This is a genomic window from Westiellopsis prolifica IICB1 (assembly GCF_004323185.1).
GTDB lineage: Bacteria > Cyanobacteriota > Cyanobacteriia > Cyanobacteriales > Nostocaceae > Pelatocladus > Pelatocladus prolificus_A.
On sequence record NZ_NAPS01000004.1, the window covers coordinates 81100 to 94467 of the forward strand.

The window sequence follows — 13368 nt, forward strand, 5'->3', positions numbered from 1 at the left end:
CTGGGGAAACTCGGGGGCCCCACTCCCCCAAGGGAGTGGGGATCGGGGATCGGGGATCGGGGAAGAGAAAATCTATTTATTATTGTTTAGAATAATTACTAAACAAATGCAACTAATTGCTAACTTAAATAAGCTTAAAGCTTCATTTTTTAAAATAATAAAACTACCAATTCCTATGAAGACTACAGGAAATATATAATTTGCATATTTACTTAATAAATTTGTAATTTTAGAGTAAGAAGTAAATTTATAAGCTAAATAACACCAAATTGCTATTAATATAAAAAATGCAACAATAATAATTAGAAAGTTACTTAAATTCCCGCTAGCAAATAACGGCACATAGACGGTGATATTATCACTACCATTGGCAATGGTAATAGCTGCTACACTGTAAATATATGGATTGAGAAAAGTTATAGTGTTTGAATCTTCATAATCTACAGGTGTGATTACAATCTCTTCAGATACATTTTCTTCTCGATTAATTAAACTGCTAATACCCATTGCTATTGGTATTAAACCTAGTAGTCCAATCCAATTTGGTGCGATAACTGATCCACTAAATAAGCCAGGAAGACTAGCAATCACCAATACTGTAAAGCCTAAATATTGACCAGTAACAATATGCCGACATCGAAAGCTAGAATCAGTTTGAGAAAAAAGAATTAATAAAATAACGATATCATCGATATTTGTTGCAATGAAGGCTGAAATGCCAACTAGTAGTGTAGAAATAAACTCATTCATGAGGAAAGATTAAGATTTAAGCAAGTCAGCGTCAAAAATTCAATGTTTGTGGTGATTAACTGTTCCCTTAGGGTAGCGCTTACTACAAACTAATTTTCGAGCTTTACTTTTCTTTACATATTTTTATAGATCTTTACATAGTTTGGTTTATTGACGCCGACTTATTTAAGTCTAGACTTTTTTTATTTTTTATCATAAACTACGGTAAGTTGATAAAGATTTAGTCATAAAATGCTGAATATTGAAAAAGTCTCTAGAGAGCAGATACCACAAGTAGCCACAGAAGACTTACCTAAAACATTTTTGCAAAAGCTCAGAGGTGGATTATTTTTAGTCCTTGGATATTTATTGTCACCATTATGTTGGTGGAATGATCTCATCTTCAATCTACCGATTGCTTATTTTTTCGGTTATGTTTGTAGTTTTTTCGCTCCTAAATTATTTATGCCTTCTGCCATTATTGGCTATTGGTTATCTAATATTATTGGTATAATTTTGATGCAAGTGGGTGCAGTTGATGTTTTCCAAAAACAACCCCAAGAACGCAACCTTAAGAAAGAATTATTAACAGGTTTAGTTTCTTCAACTGTGTATACCTTGCTAATCTTACTTTTAATTCAATTTAAAGTTCTTGATACACCCAATCTTTTCTCCAATAGTTAAGCAGATTAAATATCAGCAAAAGGTATAAACCCTTTGCTAATAGCACAAGTCGTTTGAAGACGACTTCTTAAAATCAAGCAGTCTGCTTAAGCAAACTTGAACTATAGCATTCCTAAATCATTCGCCCCAGACAAGATCCCCGACTTCTTAAAGGATGCAGCTGGCGAATAGGGGGTCAAACCCCTCGTTCGCCCACAAATTGGTTGTAGAGACGCGCCATGGCGCGTCTCTACATCTGGTGGAATGACGAAAAATCGTCGGTGAGGGGTGTCACCCCTGATTCGCCAGCTGTATCCTTTAAGAAGTCGGGGATCTAAGCTCTGCGATTTTCGCAAATCATATAGGATTGCTATATGAGGGTCTTCCACGTAGAAAAAAACGGGCAAGTTTTTATTGAAATATCTCATGTGTCCCACAAATAAATCAATTGGTTCTAAGCTTGTCCGTTTTTTGGGGACAATGCAAATGAGACTGCGATTTCAATCGCAGGCTGATACCATTTCACGTTAATCGCGATATATATAAATAATGTAGAGACGCGATATATCGCGTCTCTACAGGGTCTGTATTTGTATCAGGCTTTTCGTGAAATCGTATGATTTTTTGAATATTTGGAATGATCCCGACTTATTTGGTAAGTTGGGGTTCTTATATTATTTTTCAGATAATTTCAACAGTTCACTGAGATTAAAAAATTTCGGAGTATCTCTACTCACAATCAAAGGTAATTTACCATTCCATTTTTCTATTGCTTGTCTTTCTAGAATTTGAGGAGTCAAACTCTGATGTAATAATCTATTAACTTCAGCTTCTCCTCTAGCTAAATTCACTTGAGCTTCTGCTTTTTTTATTGCTTTTAATGCAATAAACTCTGCTCGTTTTGCATCCTGTTCTGCAATTTGTTTTGCTTCTACCGCATCACTAAATTTGTCTGAAAAATTGACATGAATCAGTGAAATATCATCAACTGCAATATAATAATCATGTAATCTTTTTGTCAAGGCTTCATCAACTCCTAATTTAACTTCTCCTCGCTTAGTTACGACTTCTTCTGCTGTGTACTTTGCTATAATAGCTTTTAAAACTTCTTCTACTGCTGGATTAATAATTTTCTCAACAACTTCTTTTTCAGTACCAATTTCTTGAAAAATCAAATTTGCTTCTTCTGGGTAAATGTGCCAATTCAGTGCTACTTCTGTAAACACATCCTGCAAATCTTTAGAATAAGCTTCCCCAGTTATTTGCTGTTTTTGAACTCTGACACTAATTTTCTTGACTGTATTGACAATTGGTATAATTACATGAATTCCTTCACCTAATACTCTTTGTTGTACTTTGCCAAATTCCATTAATACACCACGTTCTCCTGCATTTATAATTACAAAAGGTGTCAAAAGAATAGTGATTAAAAATAAAGTAGCAGTGAATTTACCAGCACTACTCATTAATTTTATTTTTTTCATATTTGTTTAAATATTTTTAGTATATTACGATAAACGGACTAGTTTACCGTGTATTATACTATTCTAATATCGCAAAAATAAGAAAAATAGGAAGAACCCCACCGCTTGCGTCACCTCCACACGCACAAGGAGGTTAGGAGGGGTCAATCGATTTTAGATTTTAGATTTTGGATTACCCTGCGGGAAGTCGCTATCGCGTCTATGGATTTTGGATTAACCTCACAGATAAATCTAGGGGCTTGTACAATCAAGGAATTATTGGTCAAAATAATGCATAGCTTCACAAAGAATTGATATCAATACACCCATCTATAAGTTTGACGTAGTTTGGCACATATTCATACAGAATTGGTATAACTGAAAATTAAGCGACTTCTAGTAGTTCACCAAATTGATTTTGATAGGTGAGCCAGATCCGCGACTTTTCAGAAAAGTCGCGGATCTGACGCCTGACAAAGAGTCAAAACCTGTGTGGTCGAGTACTAATGCAAAAGTGCAAGATATGAATTTACGCAAATTTCTATGTAATCAAGAAAAATAAACGAGAAAAATTGGCTATTAAAGATGTCCAACAACAATATACTTTTATAACAATCATCACTTATTTTTTAGTATTAACTAAGTTGATTTAACGCACCTCTTTTAGACTTTCAACTTGTTTGGTAAATAGTTCGGTAAATAAACTAATTACTCTTCGTTCTTCACGCACTTTAATGTTGGCACTAATAGACATTCCTGATTGTAAAAAAATATTTTTATTATTAATGTTTAGCGATTGTCTATCTAAGCGAATTTTGGCTGTAAAACGATAGTAAGGATGTGTTTTATTTGGTGGTAATGCATCTGATCCTACAGATATCACTTCTCCTTTTATATCACCATATTCACTAAAAGGAAAGGAATCAATCCTAACATCTACCTTCATTTTTTCTTTGATAAAACCGATATCTTTATTTGTAATTAATACTTCAGCAACTAAGTCATCTGATGGTACAATCTTGAGTATTTCTTGGCTAGTATTAGCCACAAAACCAGGATTTTTTGCTTGTAAATCAAAAATAGTTCCCGCTACAGAAGAGCGAAGTTCTTGATATTTTACATTTGTTTGAGATTGCAATATTTTACTATTGATGTCAGCCAATTGCTTTTCATTGTCAAGTAAAATTTTTGTTAATTGACTGTCAATTTCAGCAATGCGCTTTTTATTATCTGCTATCTGAATTAGAATATTTTTATTAGAAGAGGCAACAGTGTTTTTTAATTCCTGTTGTCCTTGAATAATATCAAATTCTAAGCGTTTTTGTTCCTCAAATAATTCTGCTATTTGTGCTGTCAGATTTTGTACTTTTTTTTGCTGTTGCAAATATTGCAGTTGAGCAATAGCACCTTGTTCTGCTAGAGTTTTTATTTTATTAAAAATCTCATTTTCAATAGCCAAATTTGCTTGTGTATCTTTGAGTCTAATTTGATTTTGAGTCAGCTTATTCTTGATTTGTTCAATTTCCAATTGTGCTGTTTTAGAGCGAGAATCTAATTCTATTTTTGATGTCTGAAGACGTTCTTTCTCGTCTCTTCCTAAATTAACTGTTCCAATACCAGAGTTTTTTAACTCAGTCCGTAATAAATCATTTTCTGCAAATAATGCAGCTCTATTTTTGAGTAGAAAATCTGCTTCTGTTGATAGTTTAGTTTGCAACAACTCTGCTTGGCCTGTCTCGGAAGAGCCTGCTTTGATTAAATGACGATATATTTGATTTTCTTGAGTTAATGCAGCACTAATTTTATTTAAAGCATTTAATTCACCATTGGTAGTCGTGGAATCAAAAGTAAGCAATAAATCTCCAGGTTTTACTTGTTGCCCATCTTTAACATAAACCGCTTTGACAACTCCAGGAACAGGAGCTTGAACAGCTTTTACTGCTCCTTGAGGCTTTAATTGACCTGTTGCAGGAACTACTTGTTCAATTTTCGCCAACCATGCCCAACTAATTCCAAAACAGGCTAGCGCCATCATTGTGAGCATGATTAAGCGTGAAAAGACTGGGGATTGACGTAATACAACTGATTGCTCAAGATTATTAGTTTTTGTATCAATAACAGGTGCTTTAGGAGGAGTTTTATGTTCCAAAATAACTGAATTTGAATTTAATTTTACTTCATTTTGATGATAAGTACCGTTAGTTTTATTATTCATATTGAATTTTGTTATTAGTTAATAGTTAATTATTGATTATTGAATGTGAACTAATAATCAATGAGAAATGATTAATCAAAACTTTACTGTTTGTTGATTATAAAGATAATGGTAATGACCTTTCATTTTCATTAATTCATCGTGGTTTCCTTGCTCAATTACTCGTCCAGCATCCATAACAACAATAATATCTGCGTTGACAACAGTATTAAGGCGGTGAGTAATAAAAAATACTGTACTTCCTTGAAATGCTGCTGCTAAATTTAGACAAACTTGTCGCTCTGTGGGATAATCTAAGGCGCTTGTTGCTTCATCTAAAACTAATAATTTTGGCTTTTGTAAAACAGAACGAGCAATGGCAATTCTTTGTCTTTGTCCACCAGAAAGTGCAGCACCTCGTTCGCCTACTCGTGTATTGTAACCGTTAGGCAAGTTCATAATAAATTCGTGAGCAACTGCTATTTTTGCAGCTTCAATAATTTCCTCTGTTGTTGCATCAGGATTTGTCAAAGCGATGTTTTCTTGCACTGTGCCATCAAATAATAGGGTATCTTGAGGAACGACACCAATTTGTCTTCGCAGTGAATAAAGTTCTACTTTAGCAATATCATAACCATCAATTAAAACTCTACCGGATTCTGGTTCATATAGCCTAATTAATAATTTAGTCAAAGTGCTTTTACCTGCACCACTTTGTCCAACAATACCTATAAATTTTCCAGCCGAAAAATCAAGATTGACATTGCAAAGTTGCAATGGACTACCTGTATTAAAGCGGAAGGAAATATTTTCATATTTTACTGCTCCTACAATTTCAGGTAAAAGAATATTATCACGGTCTTGTTCTGCTTCTTGTGGTGTATCAACAATATCGCTCAAACGCTCCAGAGATAAAGCAGTTTCTTGAAAGTTTTGCCAAAGTTGAGCCAATCTTAGTATTGGACTAGTAACATATCCAGAGATGATTCTAAAAGCGATTAATTCACCTAAAGTTAATTTTCCTTGGAGTACTAAATAAGCTCCCATCCATAAAATTAGCAAGCTGCTAAGTTTGTTGAGAAAATTACTAGTGGAACCAGCAAGGGTAGAAAGTATAACGTTTTTAAACCCCGCTGCTACATATTGAGAGTATCTTTCTTGCCAAGCAAAACGCGATCGCAACTCGATGTTCTGTGCTTTGACTGTTTGAATCCCCGATATAACTTCAACTAAATAAGATTGAGTTTCGGAATTCCTCTCAGCTTTAGTGCGTAACTGTTTTCTAATCGTGGGAGATGCGATCGCAGTAATAATCATAAACACTGGTATTGTGGATAAACCTACCAGTGTCAGTTGCCAACTGTAGAACACCATGACAATAATATAAACTACTGAAAATAGTGCATCTAACCCCACTGTTAAAGCAGTACCCGTCAGAAAAGAACGGATATTTTCTAATTCGTTAATTCTAGTAGCTAATTCGCCAACAGGTCGGTTTTGAAAATAGCGTAGAGGTAAACGTAATAGATGGTCAATTATTTCTGAACCTAAACCCATGTCGATACGATTAGTGGTATCGACAAACAAATAAGTACGGAGTGTGCTGATTACAGCTTCAAACACTCCAACTGCTAATAGTAAAATACCTAAAATATGTAGGGTATTAATACTATTTTGATTAATAACTTGATCAATAATTAACTGAATGACTAATGGGTTTGCTAAAGCTGATAACTGTACGAAAAAGGAAGCAAGAAAAACTTCTAAAAGTACACGGCGATAGCGCAATAAATAGGGGACAAACCACTGTAACCCGAAGCGTTCTTTTGGTGTTGTTTTGGTGGGAGACAGTAGTAATACTTTAATCTGCGGATAGTCACTTTCTTCTATGTCCAATCTAGCCAATAACTCAGCAGGTTTATACCGCTGGATTCCCTGAGATGGTACACCAATAACGACAGCGCGATCGCTCGTTTCGTATAAAACAGCAAAGCTATTACCATACTCGATTAATGCTGGTGTTGGAATACGCGTTAGTGAAGAGGTGAGTATATTGATTAATTGCGCTTTGAGTCCAATTAACTGGGCTAAGTAAGCACATAATTGAAATGAGATTGAACCTTGGCGCTTGAATTGCTCTGTGAGGATGCGGTGAATCATCTCACGGCGGAACGGGATTTGCACATGCTTCGACACCATTTGGAAACAGGCGAGCGCTGAATTTAATTGTCCTTTACCATGAAAATACGGATACTTTTTATTTTTTTCTTTACCCTTGACACGTATAGGTTTCGGTGGTAGGTATTCCTCATCAGGAGCATAAGGAATTTCAATTTCGTTGTTGAGTATCTCTGCATTCGTATCTTTGAGTTGTTGCTGTGTCGGCTCACAGTATAAAATCATTAAGTCCAGATTACGCAAACCAATCAAGCGTGCAGGATTTATCCCCACAACTTCAATCGTGTTTTGCGTATTGCCAAAATTTAAACGAGAACCCAAACCATAATTCTTAACAGTTCCACCACCACTAACAAACCAAATACTTTCACTATCGAGTTGATTAACAGAATTTTTTCCTGGTTGAAGGTAATGTACTTGCGCTTCAGCTAAAGCATTTTGAGCAAGTTCTTTGAGATTCACACCACCTAAAGCTTGCATCTGGCTTTGCATACCGACAACATCAAAAATTTCCAATAAGTGACAGCAATTTTGACGAATTTCTGCAAAAGCTGGATAAACAGCAAGCAAGCGCAAATACTCTCCGGCAGGGAATGTTAAACATGTTACCTCTGTAGAGGCGATCGCAATTTCACAAGCAACATTTCGCAACAAACTTATTTCGCCAAGAATTGCTCCCGGTTGAAGCAACTTAAGTGTAGTTGCTTGTTGTGTTCGGGGATCATGGGCCAATAAACGCGCTTTTCCTTCATAAATAATTGTGATTTGTTCAGGGATTCTTTCCTTACCAAGAATCTTTTGACCTAAACGATAGCGCCAAGGTTGAAATTGTTGTGATAATTCAATGAGTCTTTCTTTTGATAATTGATCAAACCCTTCAACTGTAGAGATAAATTCAAGAAAAGAAGTTTTAGTATAAATCATATTTTTGCAACTTTATATTTTGTATTTTTGATTTGATATTTTGTAATCTACTCGACATTATCCAAGTTTAAAAAATCTAAATTAAGAACATAAATCATGTACATATTTATAAATTAAAAATAACTTGATGACAAAGCCACTTGCTTACCAATTAAACTCAAAAATCCCGTACCAAAATGCTGAATCTCCAAAAAACTTGCTTGTTCTGACGCAATTTTATAAACTCGGAATGTCTTCATAATTCCCAAGCTTGCAGCACTTTCCAGGGGACCAACAAAACTAGTATCTCTATCTAAAAAATAAGGTTGTTTAGCCCAATAAGTCATCTGATTCGCATTCAAAAAGAAGCAGCCAGAATGAGGATTAAGAGTACGACTAAAAGTAACTGGCATCCCTAAAACTTTTCCTTTAAGTTCCGGTTGTTCATTTACATTTTGAAAACGTGCGGTTACCCGTGGATTTAGATCACCATCAATGTAAGCTTTGTTGCTCAAACCGTGGGTCGAGACTTCGTAACGATTAGGTTGAAGTAAACTCAAATCACCTGCTTGCTGAGTAAACCAGCTTAACTTAATAAAAAACCAGGGATCATGGAGAATCAGATCATCCTCTAAAAAACAGTAATAATCATAATGACCTAAGCAATCCCACAAAACTGCTTGACACTCAAATCCTAACAGCATTGGTTCTGCTTGCGTAGGATGATGTTGATAAAAATTAGAAGGTAAAGAAACTTGATCAAGAAGATGACAATCTTGAGTAGTACAAATAACAATATCTAAATCGTAACTTTGCAACTGATTAGCAGGAAAAGCCAATCTTTGCCCGATATTAATAATAGACTGAGATTTTCCAAATAACTGATGCAAGTTAGTAAGACTTTGACTCAACGCTAGTAAACGAGGTCGGGGATCTTTTCTTAAAGAAGCATGTTTACCATGATTATTTGGTTTAAAAAAATGGGCAATAGTAATAAGAATCCGCATAAATGCCCCAAAATTTTAAGACTGAAATAAAATTCCTTATACCAATTCTTCGTGAAGCTGCACAGAATTTTACCCCACCCCTTAATCCCTTCCCCGATTTCGGGGAGGGGAAATTCGAGCGTAAGCGAGAATTGGGGTGGGGTTCTTTCTCTCTAACTTCATATTAAATTGGTATTAGTGCCTTAGTGTCTTTGTGTTTCAAAAATAATTTTTAACCCACATAGACACTAAGACATTAAAAAATAAATGTACCTTTACAATAACTGGAACACGGTAATATTGGTTCTCTTCCTCAATCCTTGTTCCTAATTAGAAGATAAAATCGGTAGCATCAACATTAGTGGCAGTAAAGCTAGCCAAAGTAATCGTGTTTGCACCGAAATCCAAGCTAGAAATGACAGTGTTTGCACCACTTTGAGCCACCGTCAAAGACCCGAAATTGAAGTTGGGATTGCTAATTTTAAATGCCGTGAGGTCGATTTTGTCTCCACCATCCGCAAAATCGATAATCCGATCATTACCAAAGTCAGGTGCAAAGATAAAGATGTCATTTCCATCACCACCATTGAGGGTGTCATTACCTGCATCACCAGTCAACCAGTCACTGCCGATTCCACCATTGAGGCTATCATTGCCTAGATTACCCTGTAGATAGTCGTTACCGCCACCACCAATAAGATTATCAGCACCACCACCACCGTTGATATCATCACTACCTGCACCACCGATCAATGTGTCAGCGCCTCCTTCACCAGTCAGAATGTCATTACCAGCTCCACCGTCAAGATAATCACTACCTGCACCACCGTTGAGGTTATCATTGCCACCATTGCCAAAGAGGTTATCGCCCTCGATTGTGCCGATGAGAGTGTTGTCAGTTTCATCTCCAATATATAGACCAATGGCATCAACTGCGATCGCACCTGTAAGATCTGCTCCTACAAAGGTAGCATTGGTAAAGTTACCTTTAGATAAATCAGCGTTCACCAGGCGGGTGTTAGTAAAATTCGCACCAATGGCAAGCCCATTAATGAAGATACCTTCAGCATTGGCTTGAGTGAAGTTAGATCCACTCACATCAGTGTCATCAAATTTAGCCCCAGTCAGATTTGTAATGGTCACAGAGCCATTAGCAGCAACATAGGGACTAAAATCAGAATTCGTTAAAATGGCATCATCTGCAAGCAGTCCACTTAAATTAGCACCACGAAAACTTACATTTGATGGCTGTGATGGATCGAGTAGGACATCACTCAAAGAGACTTGGCTGAAATTAGCCAAATCAAAGTTAGAATTTTGCAGCGTTACATCCGTGAAATTAGTTAATCTAAAGTCAGCACCTCTAGCGTTTACATTCACGAAGACAGAATTTTCGAGGTTTGCTTCCAGGAAACTGGTATTTACTAAGGTAGCTCCCGTAAAATCCGCCGCTTTGAGATTGGCCTTGAATAGATCGGCTCTGGTAAAGTTAGCTCCTGTCAGGTTTGGGGGTTCCGATTGTTCACCACTGAGATTAGCTTCCCGCAGGTTCGCATCAGTCAGGTTGGCGTTTGAGAAGTTGATGAATTTTGTGTTGATGAATGACAGATTAGCCTGAGTTAGATTTGCGCCGCTGAAGTTGACATTCTCTAATGTCGCAAGGGATAAATTAGCTGGGCCAAAGTTGACATTAGGTGCAAAGATAGCATTACTAGCGTTGACATTGAGCCAAAAAGATTCACTAAAGTTAGTTCCTCTTAATTGTGTAGCAGTACCTGCATTGTTGGGATCGAACCGGACGTTTTCGAGTCTAGCTTTGAAAAAAGTAGAACCGTTGAGGTTTTGACCTCTGAAGTTATTTCCAACTAAGGTTTGCTCGTTAAAGTTTAAAGCTGGCATATGAGATACCTATGAAAATTTATAACAAATGAGGATTCAAGCTGAATGTTTGACTACTAAAGGTTGTAGTTGAGAAACTTGTTGCAGTTGTTCTTTTAACCAAGAAGAAAAAAGTTCGTTGAGCAACCGTTTCCGCATTGCTTCGTCAAATCGGGCTGGTGTAAACTTTTCCAAACGCACAATCACCCACCAATCTCCGATATAGATAGGAGGTAAGAGCTGACCTGGTTGGCTGACAGCAAGAATTTTGGCTAGATTAGGATGGGGTGTACTTAATGCTACCGGCCCCATCAAGCCACCAGTCTGAGCTTCTGAACCTTGGGAATATTGCCTTGCTAATTCGGCAAAGGGCTGCTCACCTTCTAGAAGCCGGAAGTAAAGTTCTTGAGCAATATCCGCGTCCTGAGTGCGAATCAAGGAGTAGACAACTTGATCAAGTTTCGGTTTCAATTGGCGAAAGTGAGATTCTAACTTGTTACCCCAGGTGGCTTGTTTGAATTTCTCGATTCTCAGGTTGCGGGTTGCTAGGTCTAAAAATTGCGTGTTAGTAATATTGTGCTGCTGTAACCAAGCTTGGCGTTCCACTTCTGATGACAACTGATGTTGTTCGCAAAAGTCTTGGCAACACTTGGCTTGCTCTTCGCTTGAGCAGGTAAAAGAGGCGATCGCTTCGTCAATTATGAGTTCTTGCTCAAGTTTTGGTAGCAGTTGGTATCGACTCAAGAGGGTAATAATTTCTTGAGTTGTCAACTTCTGATTATGAACTTGTAAGAGTGTTGAAGCTGATGACTTCTCTGCTTTTTGTTGTCGGCCACCAAATCCCTTGTTTTCTGGAGGGGTTAGTGACTTTAACTTCGTACCTTCCCACGGGGAGACTAGTTTACCATCTTCTGGCTGCTGTATCCATTGCAGGTGTTGGGGCAATAGTTGGGCTAAATCATAGCGCTCTAGAACTGTTTGTCTTGCTTTCGCCCTGATCGCAGCCATTTTATCTGGATGATTGAGGGCTTCTTGAATGCGATCGCATATTTCCTGCGGTGAAAAGAAATTTGCTAACAGTCCATTAACACCATCTTGAATCACCTCTGTTACAGGGGGAGTTTTGGAACCAATCAGCAAGCAGCCTGCTGATAAAACCTCCAACATTGACCAAGACAAAACAAAGGGACGGGTAAGATAAACGTGTGCCGAAGAAGCTTGAAGAACTTGCAGATATTCTTCGTAAGGCAGCCAACCTGTAAAATGAACTCGGCTAAGGTCGAGATCATATTTTTCTAGCATCACCTCTTTATAGGTTTTGCCATTACCTAGAGGCTTGCCGTAGGCTACGCGGTTTTCTCCAACAATCACAACATGACAATTAGGGCGTTGTTGTTGCAGTAAAGCAACAGCCTCAATAAACTGAGGAAATCCCCGGTAAGGCTCCATACCCCGCGCTACATAAGTTACAATTTCTTCCACCTGAGAAAGGTCTAGATTGATGCGTGGGAGAATTAACTTTGCTCCTGGTTTGGGACAAAAGAAATTAGTATCAATCCCATCATGAAGTACAGTAATCTTATTGTGATATTCTAGGGGAAATTGCTGACGTTGCCAATAGGTGGGAGAAAGACCGCGATCGCAACTATATAGATCCTGCAAAATCGGCGCATTTTTAATCCGAATCCGGGCTTCATCATCAGCAGTCAGGCGATCGCTGGGATCAAAGTCTGCATCAGAACCATGAGCGTGATAAAACCACTCGAAATAACACAATAACTTGGCTTGAGGAAAAATATCTTTGATAAATAAAGTTGGTCCCCAACCCGAATGACCATAGACTACATCCGGGACAAATCCTCGTGCTTTGAGTTGCTCTGCCAGCCGATAAACACCTTGACCCTGAAGAACAGCATTTTCCAAAGATCTGACATAGTGGTGAGTTTCAGGTCGAGCTTCTCGTTTAGGGCTATAGACGACCCGATTGACCCCAGGTAATTTACCTTCTTGGCGAGTAGTACCAAAAAAAACTTGATTATGTTTGTCTTTAGCTAAAGCAGCAGCTACATGACGAAATTGGGCTGGAAAATTGGGGTGCAAAAATAAAATTCGCATGGCTTTTGAATTACTGGTTTCCTACTCTTCCCAACTGAGGAAAACAGATTCTCAACTTATTGCAGAAATTGAGAATCTTACAAGCCAACAAACTTGATTGGTTTGTAGTTTGAGGCTTTTATGGTATCTAGAAAACTTTTCGGTCTGGAATAGTTCTGATTGCAGTAGAGTGTAGGGTGGCATTGTCCACCATATCCGGATTTTGGTGGGCAAATTCCCAACCTACGTTTATCTCTATGACCTAGTTCTCAAAATTGAC

The 13368-nt window shown here is 37.4% G+C and carries 8 protein-coding genes; 1 reads left to right on the plus strand and 7 read right to left on the minus strand.

Annotated elements, in window-relative coordinates; translation table 11 throughout:
• Positions 1-72: 72 nt before the first annotated feature.
• Positions 73-750 (minus strand): cadmium resistance transporter, encoded by a 678-nt coding sequence (locus B4U84_RS27625; RefSeq protein ID WP_017308544.1) that lies wholly within the window; start codon positions 748-750, stop codon positions 73-75.
• A gap of 231 nt (positions 751-981) precedes the next feature.
• Between B4U84_RS27625 and B4U84_RS27630 the strand changes: the two genes are divergently transcribed.
• Complete coding sequence (locus B4U84_RS27630; protein ID WP_131121331.1) at positions 982-1413, plus strand: DUF7980 family protein; 432 nt, start codon at positions 982-984, stop codon at positions 1411-1413.
• Positions 1414-2066: 653 nt separating this feature from the next.
• Here the strand turns inward: B4U84_RS27630 and B4U84_RS27635 are convergent.
• The 6 genes from B4U84_RS27635 to B4U84_RS27660 all read right to left on the minus strand — a co-directional run bounded on the left by B4U84_RS27635 (position 2067) and on the right by B4U84_RS27660 (position 13109).
• Positions 2067-2876, minus strand: a complete 810-nt coding sequence (locus B4U84_RS27635) for a prohibitin family protein (protein ID WP_131121332.1) — start codon at positions 2874-2876, stop codon at positions 2067-2069.
• A 628-nt stretch (positions 2877-3504) separates the two neighbouring features.
• Complete coding sequence (locus B4U84_RS27640) at positions 3505-5070, minus strand: beta-barrel domain-containing protein (RefSeq protein ID WP_207391024.1); 1566 nt, start codon at positions 5068-5070, stop codon at positions 3505-3507.
• 75 nt (positions 5071-5145) lie between these two features.
• Positions 5146-8151, minus strand: a complete 3006-nt coding sequence (locus tag B4U84_RS27645; RefSeq protein ID WP_044451329.1) for a peptidase domain-containing ABC transporter — start codon at positions 8149-8151, stop codon at positions 5146-5148.
• 113 nt (positions 8152-8264) lie between these two features.
• Positions 8265-9137 carry a calcium-binding protein gene (locus tag B4U84_RS27650; protein ID WP_131121334.1) on the minus strand — a complete coding sequence of 291 codons (873 nt, stop codon included), beginning with the start codon at positions 9135-9137 and terminating at the stop codon, positions 8265-8267.
• A 309-nt stretch (positions 9138-9446) separates the two neighbouring features.
• On the minus strand, positions 9447-11015 hold the full coding sequence (locus B4U84_RS27655; RefSeq protein WP_131121335.1) for a pentapeptide repeat-containing protein: 1569 nt from the start codon (positions 11013-11015) through the stop codon (positions 9447-9449).
• 36 nt (positions 11016-11051) lie between these two features.
• The gene (locus B4U84_RS27660; RefSeq protein WP_131121336.1) at positions 11052-13109 is read right to left on the minus strand and encodes a glycosyltransferase; all 2058 of its coding nucleotides are present in this window, start codon (positions 13107-13109) and stop codon (positions 11052-11054) included.
• Positions 13110-13368: the final 259 nt, after the last annotated feature.